At 72.8% G+C, this 20,885-nt stretch carries 17 protein-coding genes; 9 read left to right on the top strand and 8 right to left on the bottom strand.

What is annotated here, in order from left to right; all coding sequences use genetic code 11:
* The first annotated feature begins 259 nt into the window (after positions 1-259).
* From ACZ6JT_RS06990 to ACZ6JT_RS06955, 8 genes are read left to right on the top strand one after another with little or no spacing between them, the layout of a single operon-like run.
* Positions 260-1,429 carry a hypothetical protein gene (locus ACZ6JT_RS06990; RefSeq protein ID WP_469207948.1) on the top strand — a complete coding sequence of 390 codons (1,170 nt, stop codon included), beginning with the start codon at positions 260-262 and terminating at the stop codon, positions 1,427-1,429.
* Positions 1,426-2,196 (top strand): WecB/TagA/CpsF family glycosyltransferase, encoded by a 771-nt coding sequence (locus tag ACZ6JT_RS06985; RefSeq protein ID WP_469207946.1) that lies wholly within the window; start codon positions 1,426-1,428, stop codon positions 2,194-2,196. The genes ACZ6JT_RS06990 and ACZ6JT_RS06985 overlap by 4 nt, the downstream gene beginning before the upstream one ends.
* Positions 2,196-3,452 carry a nucleotide sugar dehydrogenase gene (locus ACZ6JT_RS06980; protein WP_376613270.1) on the top strand — a complete coding sequence of 419 codons (1,257 nt, stop codon included), beginning with the start codon at positions 2,196-2,198 and terminating at the stop codon, positions 3,450-3,452. Before ACZ6JT_RS06985 ends, ACZ6JT_RS06980 begins: the two co-directional genes overlap by 1 nt.
* Before the next feature lie 4 nt (positions 3,453-3,456).
* Positions 3,457-4,599, top strand: a complete 1,143-nt coding sequence (gene wecB, locus ACZ6JT_RS06975; protein ID WP_469207944.1) for a non-hydrolyzing UDP-N-acetylglucosamine 2-epimerase — start codon at positions 3,457-3,459, stop codon at positions 4,597-4,599.
* A gap of 22 nt (positions 4,600-4,621) precedes the next feature.
* Complete coding sequence (locus ACZ6JT_RS06970; RefSeq protein WP_469207942.1) at positions 4,622-5,380, top strand: YveK family protein; 759 nt, start codon at positions 4,622-4,624, stop codon at positions 5,378-5,380.
* Positions 5,377-6,834 (top strand): oligosaccharide flippase family protein, encoded by a 1,458-nt coding sequence (locus tag ACZ6JT_RS06965; protein ID WP_469207940.1) that lies wholly within the window; start codon positions 5,377-5,379, stop codon positions 6,832-6,834. Before ACZ6JT_RS06970 ends, ACZ6JT_RS06965 begins: the two co-directional genes overlap by 4 nt.
* Positions 6,831-7,907 (top strand): hypothetical protein, encoded by a 1,077-nt coding sequence (locus tag ACZ6JT_RS06960; protein ID WP_469207938.1) that lies wholly within the window; start codon positions 6,831-6,833, stop codon positions 7,905-7,907. The genes ACZ6JT_RS06965 and ACZ6JT_RS06960 overlap by 4 nt, the downstream gene beginning before the upstream one ends.
* Before the next feature lie 13 nt (positions 7,908-7,920).
* The gene (locus ACZ6JT_RS06955) at positions 7,921-8,724 is read left to right on the top strand and encodes a glycosyltransferase family 2 protein (RefSeq protein WP_469207936.1); all 804 of its coding nucleotides are present in this window, start codon (positions 7,921-7,923) and stop codon (positions 8,722-8,724) included.
* Here the strand turns inward: ACZ6JT_RS06955 and ACZ6JT_RS06950 are convergent.
* Positions 8,721-9,716, bottom strand: coding sequence for a glycosyltransferase (locus ACZ6JT_RS06950; RefSeq protein WP_469207934.1), 996 nt, complete (start codon positions 9,714-9,716; stop codon positions 8,721-8,723). The two genes, ACZ6JT_RS06955 and ACZ6JT_RS06950, sit on opposite strands and share 4 nt — an antisense overlap.
* Complete coding sequence (locus ACZ6JT_RS06945; RefSeq protein ID WP_469207932.1) at positions 9,638-11,683, bottom strand: O-antigen ligase family protein; 2,046 nt, start codon at positions 11,681-11,683, stop codon at positions 9,638-9,640. The genes ACZ6JT_RS06950 and ACZ6JT_RS06945 overlap by 79 nt, the downstream gene beginning before the upstream one ends.
* 80 nt (positions 11,684-11,763) lie before the next feature.
* Between ACZ6JT_RS06945 and ACZ6JT_RS06940 the strand changes: the two genes are divergently transcribed.
* Entirely contained in the window at positions 11,764-12,528 is a 765-nt protein-coding gene (locus ACZ6JT_RS06940) for a Wzz/FepE/Etk N-terminal domain-containing protein (RefSeq protein ID WP_469207930.1), read from the top strand.
* Here ACZ6JT_RS06940 and ACZ6JT_RS06935 read toward each other — a convergent pair.
* The 6 genes from ACZ6JT_RS06935 to ACZ6JT_RS06910 are packed head-to-tail and all read right to left on the bottom strand — an operon-like array spanning position 12,441 to position 20,879.
* Positions 12,441-13,490: a glycosyltransferase gene (locus ACZ6JT_RS06935; RefSeq protein WP_469207928.1), complete on the bottom strand. Its 1,050-nt coding sequence runs from the start codon at positions 13,488-13,490 to the stop codon at positions 12,441-12,443. The genes ACZ6JT_RS06940 and ACZ6JT_RS06935 overlap by 88 nt on opposite strands.
* Entirely contained in the window at positions 13,487-16,792 is a 3,306-nt protein-coding gene (locus ACZ6JT_RS06930) for a DUF4082 domain-containing protein (protein ID WP_469207926.1), read from the bottom strand. The genes ACZ6JT_RS06935 and ACZ6JT_RS06930 overlap by 4 nt, the downstream gene beginning before the upstream one ends.
* A 34-nt stretch (positions 16,793-16,826) precedes the next feature.
* On the bottom strand, positions 16,827-17,942 hold the full coding sequence (locus tag ACZ6JT_RS06925) for a DegT/DnrJ/EryC1/StrS family aminotransferase (protein WP_469207924.1): 1,116 nt from the start codon (positions 17,940-17,942) through the stop codon (positions 16,827-16,829).
* Positions 17,939-18,706 carry a NeuD/PglB/VioB family sugar acetyltransferase gene (locus tag ACZ6JT_RS06920; protein ID WP_469207922.1) on the bottom strand — a complete coding sequence of 256 codons (768 nt, stop codon included), beginning with the start codon at positions 18,704-18,706 and terminating at the stop codon, positions 17,939-17,941. Before ACZ6JT_RS06920 ends, ACZ6JT_RS06925 begins: the two co-directional genes overlap by 4 nt.
* Positions 18,703-19,860 carry a DegT/DnrJ/EryC1/StrS family aminotransferase gene (locus ACZ6JT_RS06915; protein WP_469207920.1) on the bottom strand — a complete coding sequence of 386 codons (1,158 nt, stop codon included), beginning with the start codon at positions 19,858-19,860 and terminating at the stop codon, positions 18,703-18,705. Before ACZ6JT_RS06915 ends, ACZ6JT_RS06920 begins: the two co-directional genes overlap by 4 nt.
* Positions 19,857-20,879 carry an NAD-dependent epimerase/dehydratase family protein gene (locus ACZ6JT_RS06910; RefSeq protein ID WP_469207918.1) on the bottom strand — a complete coding sequence of 341 codons (1,023 nt, stop codon included), beginning with the start codon at positions 20,877-20,879 and terminating at the stop codon, positions 19,857-19,859. The genes ACZ6JT_RS06915 and ACZ6JT_RS06910 overlap by 4 nt, the downstream gene beginning before the upstream one ends.
* Between the last annotated feature and the right edge of the window lie 6 nt (positions 20,880-20,885).

The following is a 20,885-nucleotide window of genomic DNA, read 5'->3' as shown; positions in this document are numbered from 1 at the left end:
CAGTGTGGCGGCGGGCGCGCACACCACGCGCCCACCCGCACTGCCGATCACGCATGCTCCAGTCCGAGGCATCGCTGGGGGGTCCAGACGCAGCCTTCGGACGGCTCGTGACGCCGGTGGGACGACACCGGCGGCACGGGCGTCGCCGTCACGCGCAATCCCCCTCCGAGGAACGATCAGAGGGGGTAGGTGTCTTGGTGCCGTACGGCTCGGACATACGGAGTGCGCTGAGCACCCGGGGAATCGGGGTGGGGACCCGATGACCAGCACACGATTAGCAGCACTGGCCGGCGAGGACCTGCCGCTGCACGCACTCGCCGAACGGCTGCTCGCGCTGGCCGAGGCGGGACTTCCCGCGATGTACCTGCCGGGCGCCGAGACCTTCGTGTTCACCAGGGCGGGAACGGTCTCGCCCGACGGCACCCGCCGCCTGGAACAGCGGGGGACCAGCACCCGGTACGCGGCCATCACCGCGCTGGGCGCCCGGTTCCTGCCCGAGGACCGCCAGCGGGCCCTGTTCGGCGGGCGCTCCGCCGGGGAGTTCACCGGCCTGCTCGTGGAGCGGCTGCCGGGGGTGGTGAACCTCGGCGACGCGGCGCTCATCGCCTGGGCCGCCGCCGAGACCGGCCACCCGAAGCTGTCCGACGCCCTCGAACGGGTGGCGGACCTGGACGTGCCCGGGCGGCCGCAGTACACGGTCGAGGCGGCCTGGGTGCTGTCCGCCCTCACCGCCGCGCGCGCCGCGGTGGACGTGGAGGACCGCCTCGCGGCCGCCCGCACCCGCCTGCTGGCGGCCAGGACGGGCGACAGCCCGCTCTTCCCGCACGCCACCGGGCCGGGACTGGTTCCCGGATACCGCTCCCACGTGGCCTGCTTCGCCGACCAGACCTATCCGCTCCAGGCACTGGCGCGGCTCCACGCGAGCGGCGACGACCCGCGGGCCCTCGCGGCCGCCGACGCCTGCGCCGCCCGGATCTGCGCCCTGCAGGGCGACGGCGGACAGTGGTGGTGGCACTACGACGCCCGCCGCGGCGACGTGATCGAGGGGTACCCGGTCTACAGCGTGCACCAGCACGCCATGGCCCCGACCGCCCTGCTCGACCTGGCCGAGGCGGGTGGCACCGACTTCGGCGCGGCCGTCCGCAAGGGCCTGCGCTGGATGACCGACGTCCCCGAACTCGCCGGCCCCACCGGGAGCCCGCGGGAGCCGGTGATCCGCGAGGACTACGGCGTCACCTGGCGCAAGGTCTACCGCGGCGACCCGAAGAAGGCGGTCCGCGCCGCCCGCGGGCTCACCACCCGGGTCGTGCCGCGCGCCCGCCTGGCCCCGCTCGACCGGATCTTCCGGCCCCTCGCGGTGGACCGCGAGTGCCGCCCGTACGAGTTCGGCTGGATGCTCTTCGCCTGGCTCGGGGGGCTGCCGAGATGACCCAGCGGCCCTTCCTCTTCGGGATCGCGCTCGATCCCCTGACCATGGACGAGACCGTGCAGCGCTGCCTGGACGCGGTGCGGCGCGGCGAACAGATCGAGATCGGCATGGTCAACGCCGCCAAGCTGGTCAACATGCGGCGCGACCCCCGCCTCGCCGCGGCGGTCGCCGGCTGCGACCTCGTCCTGGCCGACGGCCAGGCGGTGGTCTGGGCCGGCCGGATCCTGGGCGTCCGGCTGCCCGAACGGGTCGCGGGCATCGACCTGTTCATGCGGCTGCTCGCGGCGGCCGAGGTGGCGGACATCCCCGTCTACCTGCTCGGCGCCGAACAGTCCGTACTGGAGAAGATGCTCCGGCAGATCTCCGAGCGCTTCCCGCAGCTGCGGGTGGCCGGCAGCCGCAACGGCTACTTCGACGACTGCGACCAGGAGCCGATCGCCGGCGCCGTCGCCGACAGCGGCGCCCGGATGCTGTTCCTCGGGATGACCTCTCCCAAGAAGGAGATCTTCACCGCGGGCTACGGCAAGCGCACCGGCGCCCACGTCGTCCACGGAGTCGGCGGCTCCTTCGACATCCTCGCCGGCATCACCAAGCGGGCTCCCCTGGTGTGGCAGCGGATGGGACTCGAATGGTTCTACCGCACCCTCCAGGAGCCACGCCGTCTCGGCAAGCGCTACCTCACCACCAACGCTGCCTTCCTGGCCATGACGGTCCGGGAACTCATCCACCGCACACCGTCTGCCGGTTCCGCGAACAGGAGTCACTGATGCGCGTCGTCGTCGTGGGACAGGGATACGTCGGACTGCCGCTGGCCATCCGGGCCGCCGAGGTCGGACACCAGGTGATCGGGTACGACGTGGACGCGCGGCGGGTCAAGAGCCTCGCCGCCGGCGAATCGTACGTGGAGGACGTCTCCTCCGAACGGCTGAACCGGGCGCTGGCCAACGGCACCTACCGCCCGAGCGAACTGGCCCGGGACTGCGGCGGCTTCGACGTCGCCGTCGTCACCGTGCCGACCCCCTTACAGGACGGCGCCCCCGACCTGCGCTACATCGAGGAGTCGGCGCACACCCTGGCCCGCTTCCTGCGGCCGGGCGCGACCGTCGTCCTGGAGTCCACCACCTACCCGGGCACCACCGAGGAACTGTTCGCACCGATCCTGGAGGACGGCTCCGGACTCACCGCGGGCGAGGACTTCCACCTCGGCTACAGCCCCGAGCGCATCGACCCGGGCAACACCGTCTGGGGCTTCCAGCAGACCCCCAAGGTGGTCTCCGGAGTCGACGCCCGTTCCCTCAAGGCCGTCGAGGCCTTCTACGGGGAACTCGTCGACACCACGGTCCCGGTCCGCTCGCCCAAGGAGGCCGAGCTGGCGAAACTGCTGGAGAACACCTTCCGGCACGTGAACATCGCCCTGGTCAACGAGATCGCGATGTTCGCCCGCCACCTCGACATCGACGTCTGGCAGGCCATCGAGGCGGCCTCCAGCAAGCCCTTCGGCTTCATGAAGTTCACCCCCGGCCCGGGCGTCGGCGGCCACTGCCTGCCGATCGACCCCTCCTACCTGAACTGGCGGGTGCAGCGGGAACTCGGCCAGAACTTCCGCTTCGTCGAACTCGCCAACGACATCAACAACCACATGCCCGAGTACGTGACGCGCCGGGTGATCGACGCGCTCAACGCCAAACGCCGTTCGGTCAACGGCTCCAAGGTCCTGCTGCTGGGGCTCGCGTACAAGAAGAACACCGGCGACGCGCGGGAGTCGCCGGCCGTCCGCATCGCCCAGCTGCTCCTCGACATGGGGGCCAAGGTCCGCGCGGCCGACCCCCACGTGGTGGAGAGCATCAAGGTCGACGCCCGGCTCGTACGGGTCGAGCCGACCCGCAAGGAGCTGGCCGCCGCCGACGTGGTCGTCCTGCTCACCGACCACGACTCCTTCGACTACGCGATGGTGACCGAGCACGCCTCCTTCGTCCTCGACTGCCGCAACCGGGTCTCCGGACCCACGGTGGAGGTGCTCTGACCCCATGACCAGGATCGTCTGCGTGGCCGGGGCCCGGCCCAACTACATGAAGATCAAACCGGTGATGGACGCACTGGAGCGCCGCGGCGCCGAGGTCGTCCTCGTCCACACCGGACAGCACTACGACGAGTCCATGAACGACGTGTTCTTCCGCGACCTCGGCATCCGCCCGCCCGACCGGTACCTGGGCGCCGGATCCGGCACCCACGCCCAGCAGACCGGGCGGGTGATGGCCGCCTTCGAGCCGCTGCTGGAGGAACTGGCCCCGGACGCCGTGGTGGTGGTCGGCGACATCAACTCCACCCTCGCCTGCGCCCTGGTCACCGCGAAGGCCGGCCCGCTGCTGGCCCACGTGGAGTCCGGGCTGCGCAGCCGGGACTGGAGCATGCCGGAGGAGGTCAACCGGGTCGCCACCGACCGGCTCAGCGACTACCTGCTGGCCCCCTCGCCCGACGCGGCCGCGAACCTGCGCGCGGAGGGGTACCGGGAGGACCAGATCCACGTCGTCGGCAACGTCATGATCGACACCCTCCTCGCCAATCTGGACCGGGCCCGCCAGTCGGACGTCCTGGACCGGTACGGGCTCACCCGCGGCGGGTACGGCCTGGTCACCCTGCACCGGCCGGCCAACGTCGACGACCCGGGCGCCCTGCGCGGCCTGCTCAAGGCCCTGGGCGAGATCGCCGACCGCTGCCCGCTGCTGCTGCCCGTGCACCCGCGGGCCGCCGAACGGCTCGCCGAACTGGGCGTGCCCGGCGGCATCCGGCTCGTACCGGCCGCCGGATACCTCGACTTCATCGCCCTGCAGGACTCCGCGCGCCTGGTGCTCACCGACTCCGGCGGCGTCCAGGAGGAGACCACCGCCCTGGGCGTGCCCTGTGTGACCCTCCGGGAGAACACCGAGCGCCCCATCACCGTCGAGGAGGGCACCAACGTGCTCGCGGGCACGGATCCGGAGCGCGTCACGGACACCGTGAACCGCGTGCTCGACCACCCGCCCGCCCCGCGCTGCCCCGCGCTCTGGGACGGCCGGGCGAGCGAGCGCATCGCCGCGGTCCTGCTCGACGGACCGCCCGCGCACACCCGGCCGCGCCCGACCGACCTCGTCCCGCGCGGGGCGGCCACCGATCCACAGCACGTGCTGTAAACGCAAGGCGAAGGGGAAGACCATGGATCTCGCGGAGATCTGGCGGGTCATGCGCAGACGCTGGTACGTGCTGCTGCCCGGACTGCTGATCACGGCGGCGCTCACCGCCGCCGTGTACCTGCTGGTCCCGGTGGAGTACCGGTCGCAGAGCACGGTGACCCTGCTGAACTCGAAGAAGGCCACGGTGGCCTTCGACGGCAACCCCTTCCTGAGCACCCAGGCCTCGCTCACCGGCATGGCCGACGGCCTGGCCCGCAACCTCAACTCCGACGGCGCCAAGGCCGACCTGAAGGCCCTGGGCGTCACCGGGGTGCACGAAGCGAAGATCGCCGACAACGCGCTCGGCCCCTACATGTGGCTGAGCGTCGTCGGGACCGACCCGGCCGCCGTGCTGAAGTCGGACGAGATCCTCACCACCTACGCGGAGAAGCGGCTGCTGGAGTTCCAGAGCCAGCAGTCGGTGGCACCCGACGCCATGATCCGGATGTCGACGATCGTGCCTCCCCAGAAGCCGGAGGCACAGACCAAGGCCAGGCTCCAGTTCCTGGTCATGGCGGGCGCGCTGGGCCTCGTGCTCAGCCTGGTGGCCACCTTCTTCGTGGAGGCCCGCACGCGGCAGCGGTCCTCGCCCGGCAGGCACCGGCCCGCCCCCGGCGAGGGCGGCGAGGCCGGCGGACCGGCCGCGGAGGACTCCGGTGACCCGACGGCCACGCTGCGCATGACCGTCGCCCACCCGGCCGGCTCCGGCGCGAGCGGCTCCCGTACGGGCGGATCGCCGTGACCGCCGCCGGAACGGACACCGAGAGCGCCCCGGCGGCGCCGTCCCTCGGGCGCAAGGTCGGCTCCGCGGCCAAGTGGAGCCTGGTCAACACCGTGGTCATGCGCCTCGGCAACTTCGCGACCGGGATCATTCTGGCCCGCTTCTTCCTCGGGCCCGAGGCCTGGGGCGTGTACGGGATCGCGCAGACGGTGCTGCTGGTCCTGCTCTCCGCCAACGAACTCGGCGTCTCGCTCGCGATCGTCCGCTGGGAGGGCGACCCGCGCCGCTTCGCCCCGACCGTCCTGACCCTGAGCGCCCTGTCCAGCGGCCTGCTGTACGTGGTGCTGTTCGCGGTGGCCCCCGCGGTGGCCGGCGTACTCGGCTCACCCGAGGCCTCCGGCGTCCTGCGGGTCATGTGCCTGTGCGTGGTCCTCGACGGCCTCTCCCAGGTGCCCGCCGGCTTCCTCACCCGGGAGTTCGCACAGGGCCGGCGGATGGCCGTCGACGGCCTCAACTTCGTCCTCAGCACCGCCGTGACCCTGCTGCTGGCCGTGGACGGCTGGGGCGCCATGAGCTTCGCCTGGGGCTCCGTCGCCGGCAACGTCGCCGCGCTCATCGGCTGCTGCCTCGCCGCGCCCGGCACCCTGAGGTTCGGCTGGGACCGGGAACAGGCGAAGGCACTGCTGCGGTTCGGGCTCCCGCTCGCCGGGGCCAGCATGCTCGCCCTCGGCGTGGTCAACGTGGACACCATGGTCGTCGGCTCCGCCCTGGACGCCCTGGCCCTGGGCTTCTACGTGCTCGCCTTCAACATCTCCGGCTGGCCCGTACGGATCATCTCCGAGGCGGCCCGCCGCGTCTCCTTCGCCGGCTTCTCCCGGCTCGCGGACTCCCCGCAGGCCCTGGCCGCCGGCTTCGGCCGCGCCCTCGGCGTCGTGATGACGGCCACCGTCCCGCTCTGCGTCCTGCTCGCCGCCCTCGCCGGGCCGCTCGTGGAGCTGATCTACGGCGCGCGCTGGCTGCCCGCCGCCCGGGCCCTGCCCTGGCTGATGGCGCTCGGTCTGGTCCGGATCGGCTGCGAACTCGCCTACGACTGCCTGGTGGCCATCGGCCGGCGACGCTCGCTCATCGGGGTCCAGGGACTGTGGCTCGTCCTCCTGCTCCCGGCCCTCGTGGTCGGCGCCCGCACCGGCGGGATCGTGGGGGTGGCCCAGGGACACGTCCTGATCGCCGGCGCCGTCGTCGTTCCCGTCTTCCTCCTCGCCCTGCACCGCGGCGGCATCCGCCTGGGAACCGTCGCCCGCGCCTGCGCCTGGCCGTTCCTCGGCGGCGCGGTGATGACGGCGGCGGTCCTGGGGCTGGAGCGGTACCTCGGCGACGGGGTGCTCGCGCTCCTGGCCACCGGGACCGCCGGCACGCTCGTCTACGGCCTGTGCGTCCTGCCCAGCCGTTCGTCACTGCGGGGGCGGGCGGCGTGACACGGCACCGGAGGCGTCTGGGGGCCTGGCTGCTCGCCGGGGTCGTACTGGCCGTCGTACTGACCCTCTACCGGGCGGACCGCACCGGCGTGAGCGATCCCGCCGCCGCGCCGCCCGCCACCCCGACCGCCGCACCCTCCGGTACGGCCGTCCCCGCGCCCACCGCCACGCCGAGCTCCCCGGCCGCCTCCCCGACGCCCTCGCCGGGGTCGGCCGAGCCCTCGCCCTCCGGTTCCGCAGGCTCCGCCTCCTCCTGCACCTCGCCCGGCTCCTGCGGATTCCCCGACGAGAACAGCACCGGCCCGCGGATCGCGCTGGAGCGGCACGACACGGGCAACATGTCGGTCAAGAAGGACGGCACGGTCATCAAGGGCTGGGACATCCGCGGCTCGCTCGACGTCTACGCCAACGACGTCACCGTCATCGACAGCAGGATCACCTCCACCAACTGGTGGGGCATCAACCTGCGCCCCGGCTTCAGCGGACTGAAGGTCCTGCACACCACCATCACCGCCGTGCCCGGCAAGGGCCCCGACAACGGCGGGGTGAACTACGCCGTCTCCAACATGGGCGGCAGCTCCGTCGAGGTCGGGTGGTGCGACATCTCGGTCTTCGGCAACGCCCTGTCCATGGGACAGGGGGACCTGCACGACAACTACGTGCACGACCTCGTCGCCTTCCGCAACCAGGGCGGCGAATGGCAGCACACCGACGCCGTCATCAGCGGCGGCGGCAACAAGGGCCGGCTGGTCCTGCGCCACAACACCCTGCTGAACCCCACCCCGGTGGACCGGGGAGCCACCGCGGCCGTCGGCCTGTTCGCCGACACCGGGGTCGTCTCCTCCGTCGTCGTCGACGGCAACTGGCTGGCCGGGGGAGCGTACGCGCTCTACGGCGGCGGCCCGGGCGCCACCGGCATCCAGGTCACCGACAACGTCTTCTCCACCCAGTACCACCCCGGAGCCGGGGCCTACGGCCCGGTCGCCGCCTGGAACGCGGGCGGCGCCGGGAACGTGTGGAAGGGCAACCGCATGTCCGACGGCCGGCCCGTCACCCCCGAACCAACCGGCTGAGGAAGGAGAGTCCATGATGCGCCGCATCGCGCGGGCCCCCTGGGAGCTGCTCAAGCGGACCTTCGGCTGGCTGGTGCTCTTCGAGGCCAGGAACAAGCTCCTGCTGGCCCCCTCCGCCCTGCGGCTGCGGCGTTTCGAGGACGCCGAGACCACCCGCCTCGCCGCGGCCCTGGGCCGCCGCCCGGCCGCCCTCGTCGCCACGGTGATCGCCACCCACCGGCGCCCCGAGGCGCTGCGCGCGGCGGTCCGCTCGGCGCTGGAGCAGACCGTGACCGACCAGGTGGTCATCGTCGTCGACGACGGCGCGGGCCTGCCCGAACTACCCCAGGACCCAAGGCTGTTCGCGGTGTCCCTGGCCCGCAACACGGCGACCGCCGGAGTCGTGCGCAACGTGGGGATCCGGCTGACCGGCTCGCGCTACGTGGCCTTCCTCGACGACGACAACCTGTGGGAGCCCGACCACCTCGAGCAGGCCCTGGCGGCCCTGGAACCCCCCGGCGGCCCCGACGCCGTCTACACGGCCCTGCGCCGGGTGCTGCCCGACGGCACCGAACGGGACGTCCTGTCGGTGCCCTTCGACCGCCGCCGCGCCGCCCACGAGGCCTTCCTGGACACCAACGCCTTCGTGGCGCGCCGCACCCGGTCCCTGTACTTCAGCCGACTGCGGCGCACCCCCGAGGTGCTGCCCCGCGAGGACTGGGAGCTCGTCCGCCGCTACGCCCGCCGCCACGAGGTGCGCCACCTGCCCCGCCCCACCGTCCGCTACCTGGTCAACCCGGAGAGCTTCTACACCGCCTGGGACGGCCCGGCTTCCTAGGGGCCCGGGGTGGCGCGCAGTGCGGACGGGCTGGCCAGGGCGCGGGCGGCCGCCAGGCTGGCGGGGCGGCCGAGGACCGCCCGCGAGGACTCCCGCAGCAGGACCGCCGCCCGGAACGCGGCCGTCGCCGCGGCCCCGTGCCGGCGCCCGTAGAGCCGCACCCGATTGAGCGTCAGCAGGGTCCACAGGCGCGGTGAGACCTGGGAGTCCCCGCCGAGATGGGTGGCCGAGGCCGCCGGCTCCAGCCGGGTGACGAAACCGCGGTCCCGGGCCCGCAGGCAGTACTCCGTCTCCTCCGAGTACAGGAAGAAGGACTCGTCCCAGGCCCCGCAGGCGTCCAGGCACTCCCGGGACAGGGCCATCAGCGCGCCGGTGGCCCAGTCCGCGACCGTCGGCCGCTCGTACGCCGCAGGGTCGGTGACCAGCTCGCTCCAGCGCGGGAACCGCCCCGCCCGGCGGTTGCCGATCACCGCCTCGCCGAGCGCCCGGGTCACGCGCGACTCGCGGCGCAGCGAGTGCAGCAGCGTTCGGCCGTCCTCCTCGTACAGCAGCGGGACGCTGATCCCGACCCGGCCGCCGCCGGGTGCGTCGGCGCCGAGCGCGTCCAGGAGCAGCGCGGCGCAGCCCCGCCGCATCCGGACGTCCGGATTGCACACCAGGGCTGCCCGGAAGCCGCCCTCCCACGCGGCCGCAGCCGCGAGGGCGGCGTTCACCCCGGCCGCGTACCCGGCGTTGCGGCCGGTCTGGACGACCGTCGCCCCCGGGGCCAGGGAGCCGATCACGTCGACGGTGTCGTCGGCCGAGTCGTTGTCGGCGACGACCAGGCGCCAGTCGAGCCCGGCCATGCCCTCCGGCAGCGAGGCGAGGAACTCCGGCAGTACCGCGGCGCTGTTCCAGGTGACGACGACGACGGCTACCGGACCGGAGCCGGAGCCTGCGTCGGCGTCGGGGCCGGGGAGGGGCCGAGGGGGGAGGGGTCGGCGGGAAGACATGGGAACTCCACGGATCGGGGCTTCGGCGCCGCGCGCCGGATGAAGCCGAGGTAGCTGCCTCCGGCGGCGATCGTCAGGAAGAACATCCCGGCGAACATCGGGAAGCTGAGTGCGTCGAAGGTGGCGCTGACGACCAGGGCGACGACGGCGGAGGCGAAGAACGCCTGCCCGAGCTCCCGGTCGGACTCGCCGACGGCCAGCCGGCGGATCGCCCCGCCCTGGTGGATGCCGGTGAGGAAGAGGAACAGGAGCGCGAACAGCCCCAGGAAGCCCATCTCGGCGAGGGTCAGCATGTACTGGTTGTCGGTGAAGAAGTACAGCTCGGGAATGAAGGTGCCCAGGCCCCGCCCCGCGAACGGGCGCTCGTCCAGGTAGGGGACGATCGCGCTGTACTTGACCGTACGGGCCTGGGTACTGCTGTCGGAGTTCGTCAGGAACGACGCGAACAGCGCGGTGATCGTGCCGATCAGCCCGGGGATGATCACCTTGAAGCAGGCCACCGCGCCCAGCAGCACACCGATCGCGCTCCACCTGCGCTGCGGCCTCCAGCGCGGCACCATCACCAGGATCACGAGCAGCGCCCCGATGATCGAGGTGCGCGACACCGTCAGCGGCAGCGCCCCGCCCATCAGCACCACCGGCCCCCAGCGGCGCCACGCCCGCAGGTGCCGGCGTACCGGATCGAAGGCCTGCTGCACGGCGAAGGGCAGCAGCAGCGCCAGCATCCCGCCGAACTCCAGCGGCTGCGCCGTGGTCGACCGGGGCCGGGTGAACGCCCCGCGGTCCAGGGTCGCGATCTGCGGGACGCTCGACTGCAGTCCGGGGATGCTGATGCCGTCGGCGATGTTGGTCGCGGTGAAGAAGTCGTAGAACCCGACGGCGGCCACGATCGTCCCCATCACCACCGCCCGGCGCAGCAGGACGTCGAGGCGCGAGCGGTCCTGGATGCCGGCGGAGACCAGCACCACCAGCGACACCCACACCAGCAGGGCGATCAGCCCGCGGTCCGCGCCGAGCAGCTCCTTGCGCACGCTCCCGCGGCCCGCGTTCGCGATGTAGGAGGCCAGCACCGACACGGCCAGCAGCCACATGGCCACCCGCGGCAGCCGGGTCCCGGGCGCCGGCCGGATGCGGCCGGTGAGCCAGGTCGCCAGGTACCAGAACAGGGCCAGCAGGGCGAACACGTTGGCCGGGGTGCCCACCCCGCCCAGACCCGGCAGCGTCAGGTTCGACGGGATGAAGAAGGCCAGCGCCATGTACCCGGTGAGGAGCGCGGTGGCGTCCACGTGGCGGCCCCGGGACCTGCGGCGGCCCGCCTTCCCGCGCGCGGCGGCCCCGGCCGCGCTCTCGCGCCGGCGGCGGCGGGCCGCCAGCAGCGCGTCGGCCACGAACGAGAGGGTGAACCCGCCGCCCGCGCCGAGGATGAGGACCCCCAGCACCTGCTGGTAGCGGCTCTTCAGCTGCGGCACCGGGGTCTGCGGCAGCACCACGGGCGCGGTCTGCACGAAGTAGGCGGGCTGGACCTTGGCCGCCGCCTGGAGCGCGTTGAGCTGCTCACCGGCGAAGGCCGTCAGCGTGTTCGTCTCCTCCAGCACCCTTCCCCGGTCGGTGCCCGTGACCGTCATCGTCAGGAGCGGACCCGAGGTGTTCGCGGCGAACCCGACCGTATACGGATCGGTCACGCCCAGGCTGTGCAGATCGCGGGCCGCATCGGCCCCCGACAGCGTCCTGATCAGCACGTCCGCCGTCACGACCAGGCTGCCGCCCGCGTTGGATATGGGGTTGCCGAAGGCGGGCGGGAGCTGCGAGGCCGCGTTGGAGTCGAGCAGCGCCACCGAGCTCTGCGACTGGTACGCCACCGGCACCGACCGGTACAGGTGGAGCGCGGCCAGCACGCTGAGCAGGATCGCCGGCACGATCACGTACCAGCGCCGGCGCAGTACCGCGCCCATTTCACGAATGCTCACGAACACCCCTGCCGGGTGGCGGATTTGATGGCGGACCTACCCGGGTCCTGCAAAGATCGGTCATGAGGGAAAGGAACCCCGTGTCGCCTGGTGAGTTGGTCCGTGCGCTGCGTCGGCGCTGGTACGTCCTGGTGGTGGCGGTGCTGCTCGCGGCCGCCGGAGCGGCGGCGGTGCTGCGGCCCGAACCGGTCTACTCCAGCTCGGCGATCGTGGTCCTCAAACCGCCGGTGACCAGCACCCAGCCGAACCAGCTCGCGAACCTCCAGCCGCCCCTCGCCGCCGTCTCGTACGGGGTGGTGCAGCAGCTGGACTCGCCCGCCGGAGCGGCCGAGCTCAAGGACGCGGGCGTCACCGGCACCTACCGGATGACTCCGCGCAACAGCGGCACCAGCGTCACCCCGCGGCACCTGATCCCCTCGCTCCAGATCCAGGTCGAGCACTCCGACCCCGCGGCGGCCGACGCCTCCGTGCGGAAGATCATCGAGGTCTACACCCGGCACCTGAACGATCTCCAGACACAGCAGAACATCCCGGCCGGGGCACGGATGAGCGTGGACCTGCTGGTGCAGCCGCACGCGGCCGCGCGGACCGGCGACCGGGTCCGCGCCCTGGCCGGAGTGGCCCTGCTCGCGGCGGTCGGCGGCGTGGCGGCCACCCTGTGGACCGACCAGCTCCTGACACGCCGGAACCGGCGTCGGCGCGAGCGCGCCGACGCCGGTCCCGAGGGCCCGCCGGGAGAGCCGGTGGAGACGGGGCATCAGATCCCTCGGCGCTTCCACGACCGCCACCACAGCCACTCGCGCCCTCTGTCGGCCACGGCCGACAGCACCAGCGGCTGCAGGTAGGGCATGACGCGCGCGCCGATGAGCCGACGCCTGCGCAGCGCCCGGTACTCCGCCAGCGCGGTGTAGCGGCCGGGCAGGCACTCGGCGGCGAACTCCACCAGCTCGTCCACCGGCACCACCGCCGTGCGCCCCCTGTCGTACGCCCGGTAGGCGCGCCGCAGCGCGTACCGGGCGAGCCGGGTGCGCGCCGACAGGGCCAGCTGGTCGGCGCCCGGCAGCAGGTCGGCGCACTTGTCGAGGACCGAGTCGAAGGCGACCAGGCGCTGGCGCAGGTCGTCGAGCTGCCCACCGAAGTCCGTGGTGGACATGTTGTTGCCGTGGACCCGGTAGAAGGCCTGGTCGGCCCCCTGGACGTAGCCCACGTCGGCATGGGCGGCGAGCCGCATCCACATCTCGATGTCACCGGCGTGCGGCAGCTCGGGATCGTAGCCGCCGACCTTGCGCTGGAGGCTGGTGCGGACGACCACCTCGGGCGAGGTGATGCATCCGGTGCCCTCCCGGAACCGCCGGTCCAGCCACCACCGGCCCGGGTAGACGACCGACCCCGTGCTGTGGGTGCGGGCGGCGGGCAGCGGGCCGCCGTGCCGGAAGCGCAGCGGCCGGCCGTAGGCGAAACCGGCCTCCGGGTGCGCGTCGAGCAGGGCGGCGGCGCGCACCAGCGCCCCGGGGACCAGCCGGTCGTCGGCCGACAGCAGGGCCACGTAGTCCCCGTCGGCCCATTCCAGCAGGCCCTCGTTGTAGGTGGCGATGTGGCCCCGGTTCCGCTCGTGGACCCGGACCTCGATCCGCGGGTCGGCGGCCGCGAGGGCGCGCGCGACGTCGGCGGAGTCGTCGGGGGACGCGTCGTCGATGATCAGCACCCGGACGTCGACCCCCTCCTGCTCGTCCAGGACGCTCTTGACGCAGTCGGCCAGGAAGTGGCCGTACTTGTAGCAGGGGATCACCACGCTGACCGTGCTCACTGGCCGGCCACCTCCGTGGAGCCGTCCGACTGGAGGCCGTTCGGCGCGGTGGTGGTGAAGAGCGGGCCGACCCAGTAGTTCACGGACCCGAAGGTGTTCGTCGGGAACGTGGTGCTCGCGCCGTACTTGTAGAGGCCGTTGGCGCCGCCCGCTCCGTCGGCCGGTGCGACCAGCGGGTAGGAGCGGTGCGCTCCGGAGAAGTAGCCGCCGTCCACGGAGTAGTTGCCGTTCGGAGCGTGGTAGGAGGCCACGTACGAGGTGCCGGCGGTGACGGGCACCGGGGTGGCGAACTTGAGCTGCTGCCAGCCGGTCAGGGTCTCGCTGCCGAAGGTGCCGGTGGCGAGCAGGGTGCCGTCGGCGGCCCAGAGGCTGCCGGTGTGGCTGCCGGTGTTGCCGGGGCCCTTGTAGAAGGTGACACCGGTGACGTAGCCGTTCACCGCGGACTGGAAACGCGTGCCCAGCTCCACGGAGTTGGCGTCGCCCCCCACGTTGGCGGTGCTCGGCGTGGCGGTGTTCGGCCATAGGCCGCACGGGCAGTTGACGGTGGGCGGGTGGGGACTGGTGGTGAAGTTCCAGGTGACCGGTGCGGCCATCGCGTTGCCCCACAGGTCGCTCGCCTGGACCGACAGGGTGTAGGTCGAGTTCAGGGCGAGTTCGCTGGACGGCGTGAAGGTCGCGCTGTTGGCCGCGCCCATCACCTTCGTACCCGGGATGTTGGCTCCCCCCGAGTCCTTCAGGGTGAACACCAGGGTCTCGGAGTCGACGGCCGTGGAGAAGGTCGCCGTCGCCGAGGCCGTGATCTGGGTGCCGGTCGCCGCGGACTGCGGCGAGGTGGAGGTGACGGTGGGCGGTGTGGTGCTCGCGGCCGAGGTGTCCAGGACCGCGTCGACCCAGTAGTTGCTGCCGCTCGCCGCCGTGTTCGGGAAGCCGCCCGAGGCGCTGTAGCGGTAGACGCCGTTGCCGCCGTCGGTACCGCTCTTCAGCGCGGTCAGCGGGGCGAGCCCCGCGGAGCCGGAGACGAAGGTGTTGTCGAAGGAGTATCCGCCGTGCGGGGCGAAGTACGAGGCGATGTAGGTCGTGTTCGCCTTGACCGGCACCGGGGTGGCGAAGTTCAGCTGTTGCCAGCCGGAGGCCGTCTCGTTGGTGAACGTACCCGTGGCCAGGCGCTGACCGGTGGAGCTCCACAGGCTGCCGGTGTGCGTGCCCGTGTTGGCCGGCGACTTGTAGAAGCGGACCCCCGTGATCGAACCGGCCGCCGTGGTACGGATCTTCACGCCGAGCTCCACCGCGCTGCCGTCACCCGCGTTGACGGTCCCCGGTACCGCGGCCGCGGGCCAGACGGTGCAGGGGCACTGCTGGGGGCCGACGGTCAGCGGCACCGTGGTGACGGCGCCGATGTTGACGCTGTCGTCCACCGCGCGGACCTTGATCTGCACCGAGCCGGGAGCGGTCGGCGTCCAGGTGTAGCTCCACGAGCCGACGCCGTTGGTCGCCTTCCAGGTGGTACCGCCGTCCGTGGAGACCTCCACACGGGCCACCACGCCGCCACCGCTGTCGGCCGCCGTGCCGGTGACGGTGACGGGCCGCAGGGCCGGCACGGTGGCGCCGGACGCGGGGCTCGTCACGGTGACGGCCGGCCCGGTGGCGTCGGTGGAGGCGGTGGCCGGGACCAGGTTGCCCTGCAGGCTCCCCGGCTGCACCCCCATGTCCGCGAAGACGTTGACGGTGGCCTGCTGCATCCGCTTGTCCTCGGTGACCACCGTGTCGTCCGGGTTGCCCGTCGGCATGTTGGTCAGGCCCCACGACCACTGCACCGTGCCCGTGCCGAAGACCAGCGCGTGCGAGGTCTGGTCGCGGAAGGCCACCAGGCTGTGCGTGGCGGTGCCGTTCCCGTACGTGTTGCCGTAGTCCAGCCGGTACTTGCCGTCCTCGATGTCCACGGTGGTGGAGGACATCTTGATCTGCCCCGGCGGCCGCGCCGCGTCCTCGATGTCGGAGTCCCACTCGTAGCCGAGCGTCCCGGTCGGGAAGGTCGCGGTCTGCGAGGGCGTCAGGTTCGCGACGGTGGTGTTGCGCCACAGTCGCATCCTGGCGAAGGCGCCCGGTACGGTGATCGCGTCGGAGCGGTAGCCGTTCACCGTGAACAGCGTCCCGGTCAGCTGGTTCTGGGGCTGGTACGGACGCCCGTTGGTGGCGCTGGCCGGGTCCATGAAGGTGCCCGTCCAGGTGCCGCTCGGGTCGGGGACGCCGTTGGGCACCGGGAAGGAGAGCTTGGTCTCCTTGTAGCAGACCAGCGTCCGGTTGGCGGTGTTGGCGCCGTCGATGCTCGGCGCCAGCCGGGTCTTCCAGAAGATCTCGTTCCCGGCGAAGTACGTCTGGTGCTGGCCGGCGCGCCGGGCGTTCAGGGCGTTGGTGAACTGCTCCTGCGTCCAGTACTCGTCGTGCCCGGAGGACATGAACACCTTGTGGTTCTGCATGAGGGAGGCGCCGCGCACCGCCATGTCGATCCCGGACATGTAGCTGAGGTCGTAGCCGTTGCGCTCCAGCCACGAGATCATCTGGTACTCGGAGCCGTAGATCCCGTTCTCCCCGCCGATGTCCATCGGCCGGTTGTAGCTCACCTCGTACGCGCGGCCGTCCGGGGCGGGGCCACCGCCGTCGTAGAGGTCCTGGCCGCCGTAGTTGTTGTACGCCTGCCAGGTCTGGTCGCTCGTCTGCACCAGGATGTCGGAGTGGCTGGAGTCGTTGCGGACGACGAACGGGTACGGCATCAGGCCGTTGCCGTCCGCCTGGTCGAAGTTGGCGACGTACAGGCCGGAGACGGCGTCGGACGGCACGCTCCACGTCGCCGTCACGGGCCAGTTGCCGCAGTCGACCAGGCCGGTCGAGGCCTTGGTCGTGCAGCTCTTCGGACTACCGCCCTGGGCGAAGTTGGCCGGGTAGGTCTGGGCGGCCTGGGCCTGCGTCGACAGCAGCCGGGCGCCGTCGCCCCCGTAGTAGCCCAGCCGGTAGACCGAGACGCGGTACGGGGCGGGGGACTGGACCTTGAACTGCACGGTGTCGCCGGCCTGGACGCTCATCTGGGCGCTGAAGCCCTTGATGTCGCCCCAGGCGCTGGGCGCGAACCACTCCGCCATCGGGGTGCCGGGCTTGGAGTTCTCGCAGACGACGGCGTTCGACGTCGGACCGCAGGGGTCGGCGGCACCGGCCACCGAGGCCGGTGAGAGAACCGTGGCCACCAGGGCGGCGACCACGGTGAAAAGACCGTACCGGAACCGGAGCAGCCTTCTCCGCTTGTTCATCTGTACCTCATTTGTTTGCGTGAACCGAGAGGCGTCAGCGCAGGGCGCCGCTGAGCGCGTCCACGACCCGCTGCTGCTGGTCGGCGGTGATCTGCGGGAAGAGGGGGAGGGAGAGCATCCGGTCCGCGGCCTCCTCGGCGTGCGGGAAGGCGCCGCGGCCGTGCCCGAGGTGGGCGAAAGCCGGGGTCAGGTGGACCGGCGCCGGATAGTGCACGCCCGCGCCGATGCCCTCCGCGTTGAGCTTGCCGACGACGGCGTCGCGGTCCGCTCCGGCGACGCGTACGACGTACAGGTGCCACACGTGGACGTTGCCCTCCGCCGTGACCGGCAGGGTGACCCGGCCGGCCGCCGCGAGCTCGCCGAGGAGCCCGTCGTAGCGGGCGGCCGCCGCCCGGCGGGCCGCGTTCCCCTCCGCCAGCCGGGCCAGCTTCGCCCGCAGCACCACGGCCTGCAGGCCGTCCAGCCGGCTGTTGAAACCGGCCACGTCGTGCCGGTACTTGACGACGCCGCCGTGGTTGGCCAGGGCCCGGACCAGGTCCGCGCTCTCCTCGTCGTCGGTCACCACCGCGCCCGCGTCGCCGTACGCGCCCAGGTTCTTGCCCGGGTAGAAGCTGGTCGCGGCGATCCCGCCGCGGCCGGGGGAGCGCCCGTCACGGGTCGCGCCCTGGCTCTGCGCGGCGTCCTCGACGATCCGCACGTGCGCCGGCAGCTGCGCGGTCAGCTCCGCGGTGGGGGCGCACTGCCCGTACAGGTGGACCGGGACCACCGCGCGGGTCGCCTTGCCGACCGCGTCCAGCGCGGCCTGCGGGTCCATCAGCAGCGTGTCGGGAAGGCAGTCGACCAGCACCGGGCGCGCACCGATCCGGGCGACGGCGCCGGCGGTGGCGATGAAGGTGTTCGCGGGCAGCACCACCTCGTCGCCCACCCCCACCCCACTGGCCCGCAGCGCCAACTCGAGGGCGTCGGTGCCGTTGGCGACGCCGACGCAGTGCCCCACCCCGGCGAACTCCGCGTACTCGCGCTCGAACGCGCGGACCTCCTCACCGCCGATGAAGGCGGTGTTCGCGAGGACGCGGTCGAATCCGGCCTGTAATTCCCCGGCCACCTCGGCGTGCGCCGCCTTCAGGTCCACGAGCGGTATCTGGTTCATGCGACTGGGCTCTCCATCCGTGTCCCCGGCCGGCGGCCGGTCATCTCCCCATCGGTCCGCAGCTCGTCGAGCGCCGGAGCGTCCGCGGCGCGCAGCCGGCGGGCCGGGCTCCCGGCCCACACCTCGCCGGCCGGCACGTCGGCCAGGACCGTGCTTCCCATACCGGTCAGCGACCAGGCGCCGACCGTCGTGTACTCGCGGACCAGTGAGCCCGCCCCCACATAGGCCCCCCGGCCCAGCCGCACCCCGCCGCCGAGACGCACCCCCGAGGCGAGCGTGGCGAAGTCCCCGACCGCGTCGTCGTGGGCGAGGACCACCTGAGGCATCACCGCCACGTGCGACCCCACCCGGACGGCGGCCGTCAGCACGCAGTGCGCGAGGAGCACCGAGCCCGCGCCGAGCACCGAGGACCCCGACACCACCGCCGTGGGGTGGACCACCGTCGCGTAGCGGCCGACGGGCAGCCCCAGCCGCCGCACGAGGCGGGCCCGTACGGCGTAGTCGCGCGGGCTGCCCACACAGACCACCACCCGGGCGGACCGCAGCTCGTGCACCCGGTCGCTGCCGCCAAGGACCGGCACCCCGTCCACGTCCCGGCCCGCCAGAGCGGGGTCGTCGTCGAGGTGCCCGGCGAGCCGCCACCGCGGCGGGAGACCCCGCGCCACGTCGGCGGCGGCGACGTCCCGGACCGCCTGCGCGGTCTCCCGGGCGAACCCGCCCGCGCCGACGATCAGCAGGTCCTCGGTGGGCCGTGGCCCGTTCATCCGCCGGCCTGTTCCCGCAGCACCGTCACCACCCGGTCCTGCTCGGCCCCGGTCATGGTGTGGAACAGCGGCAGGATCAGCGAGTCCCGGCTGATCCGCTCGGTCACCGGCAGCGGCGCCGCCCCGTGCCCGGCGTACGCCGGCTCCAGGTGCGAGGCCATGATCCCGCGGCGGGCCGAGACGCCCGCCTCGGACAGGGCCTCGAGCAGAGCGTCCCGGCGGACGGGGAAGTCCTCGGCCGGCAGCACCCAGTACGACTGGAAGTTGCCCTGGCCGTGGGCCGGGTCCCGGACCGGGGTGATCCCCGGCACCTCGCGCAGCAGCTCCTCGTACCGGGCGGCCAGCTCCCGGCGCCGGGCGACGATCGCGTCCAGCTTGCCGAGCTGCACCAGGCCGACCGCGGCCTGGATGTCGGTCATCCGGTAGTTGTAGCCGACCTCCAGGTAGCTCTCGACGATCGGCTTGCCGCTCGCGTGCCGCTGCGCCGCGGACACGTTCATCCCGTGCTCGCGCAGCCGGCGCAGCCGCTCCGCCCACTGCGCGTCGTCCGTGGTCAGCATGCCGCCCTCGCCGGTGGTGATCACCTTGCGGGGGTGGAAGGACCAGGCGGCGAGCAGCGCGCCGTGGCCCACCGACTTGCCGCCGACGGTCGCGCCGATGCCGCAGGCGGCGTCCTCCACCAGGGCGAGGTCCCAGTCGGCGCACGCCGCGCGCAGCGCGTGCACGTCCGCGGGCACCCCGCCCTGGTGGACGGCGAGCACCGCCTTCGTACGGGGCGTGCGGACCGCGTCCACGGTGGCCGGGGTGAGGTTGCCGGTGGCCTCCTCGACGTCCGCGAACACCGGCCGCGCGCCCACGTAGCGGACCGCGTTGGCCGTGGCGATGAAGGACAGCGAGGGCACGATCACCTCGTCGCCCGGGCCCAGCTCCAGCGCGACGAGCGCCAGGTGCAGGGCGGTCGTGCAGGAACTCACCGCGATGCCGTGCTCGGCGCCCACCCGCTCCGCGAAGGCCCGCTCGAACGCGGCGACCCGGGGGCCCTGGGCCACCCAGCCCGAGAGCACGGCGTCGGCCGCGGCCTTCGCCTCCTCCTCGCCCAGCCACGGCACCATGACCGGGATGCGGGCGGGCGGTACGGGATCCTGCGCGCTCATCGGCCGGCCTCCCCGGCCGCGGTGTCGGCCGCCGCCGCGGCCGCCGCGGCGTCGGCGGCGCGCTCTGCCCGCCACCAGTCGACCAGGTCCCGCAGCCCGCTGCGCAGGTCGATCCCGGCCGTGAAGCCGAGCCGCTCCGCGGCCTGCGCCGTGTCCGCGAGCCGGCGGGTCACGCCGTTCACGGAGCGGGCCGGACCGTGCTCCGGCACCAGGCCGTCCGCGCCCATCGCCTCCAGCAGGCCGTTCGCCAGCTCCAGCAGGCTGGTCTCGGTCCCGCTCGCGATGTTGAACACCTCGTCGGTCAGGTCCGACTCGGCGGCCAGCAGGTTGGCGCGCGCGATGTCCCGCACGTCGACGAAGTCCATGGTCTGGAGGCCGTCTCCGAGGATCAGCGGCGGCTCGCCGGAGGCGATGCGCTCCATCCAGCGGATCAGCACCTCGGTGTACAGCCCGTGGATGTCCATCCGCGGCCCGTACACGTTGAAGTAGCGCAGGGCGACGTAGTCCAGCCCGTACATGGAGTGGAAGCTGCGCAGCATCCCCTCGTTGAACGCCTTCGCGGCGCCGTAGAAGGTGTCGTTGTTGTACGGGTGGTGGCGCTCGGTGGTCGGGAACTGCTCGGCCAGCCCGTAGACCGAGGCCGAGGACGAGGCGATCACCTTGCCCACCCCGGCGGCGGCCGCCGCCTCCAGCACGTTGAACGTGCCGTCCACCATCACCTCGTTCGCCAGCCGCGGCTCCTCCGCGCACTGCGTGATCCGGATGGCCGCCAGGTGGAACACCAGCTCGGCGCCCTCCGTCACCTTGCGCACCGCGGCCAGGTCGCGGATGTCCCCCTCGACGACCTCCACCACGCCGCTCGGCAGGGCGCGGGCCAGGTTGGCGCTGCGCCCCCGCACGAAGTTGTCGAGCACCACGACCTCGCGTGCCCCGTTGTCCACCAGCAGGTCCACCAGGTGCGAGCCGATGGTGCCCGCTCCGCCGGTGACCAGAATCCTCTTGCCTCGTACGCTGCTCAACGCCCT

It is taken from the genome of Streptomyces sp. NPDC046308, from assembly GCF_055588065.1.
Note: the sequence above shows the minus strand (reverse complement) of the source record. Positions and strands in the feature narration are given on the sequence as shown.

What these genes read in the sequence shown, in the direction of transcription:
- ACZ6JT_RS06990 (WP_469207948.1), top strand. Translation starts at nt 260, where the DNA reads ATGACCAGCACACGATTAGCAGCACTGGCCGGCGAGGACCTGCCGCTG.
- ACZ6JT_RS06985 (WP_469207946.1), top strand. Translation starts at nt 1,426, where the DNA reads ATGACCCAGCGGCCCTTCCTCTTCGGGATCGCGCTCGATCCCCTGACC.
- ACZ6JT_RS06980 (WP_376613270.1), top strand. Translation starts at nt 2,196, where the DNA reads ATGCGCGTCGTCGTCGTGGGACAGGGATACGTCGGACTGCCGCTGGCC.
- wecB (WP_469207944.1), top strand. Translation starts at nt 3,457, where the DNA reads ATGACCAGGATCGTCTGCGTGGCCGGGGCCCGGCCCAACTACATGAAG.
- ACZ6JT_RS06970 (WP_469207942.1), top strand. Translation starts at nt 4,622, where the DNA reads ATGGATCTCGCGGAGATCTGGCGGGTCATGCGCAGACGCTGGTACGTG.
- ACZ6JT_RS06955 (WP_469207936.1), top strand. Translation starts at nt 7,921, where the DNA reads ATGATGCGCCGCATCGCGCGGGCCCCCTGGGAGCTGCTCAAGCGGACC.
- ACZ6JT_RS06950 (WP_469207934.1), bottom strand. Translation starts at nt 9,716, where the DNA reads ATGTCTTCCCGCCGACCCCTCCCCCCTCGGCCCCTCCCCGGCCCCGAC.
- ACZ6JT_RS06930 (WP_469207926.1), bottom strand. Translation starts at nt 16,792, where the DNA reads ATGAACAAGCGGAGAAGGCTGCTCCGGTTCCGGTACGGTCTTTTCACC.
- ACZ6JT_RS06925 (WP_469207924.1), bottom strand. Translation starts at nt 17,942, where the DNA reads ATGAACCAGATACCGCTCGTGGACCTGAAGGCGGCGCACGCCGAGGTG.
- ACZ6JT_RS06920 (WP_469207922.1), bottom strand. Translation starts at nt 18,706, where the DNA reads ATGAACGGGCCACGGCCCACCGAGGACCTGCTGATCGTCGGCGCGGGC.
- ACZ6JT_RS06915 (WP_469207920.1), bottom strand. Translation starts at nt 19,860, where the DNA reads ATGAGCGCGCAGGATCCCGTACCGCCCGCCCGCATCCCGGTCATGGTG.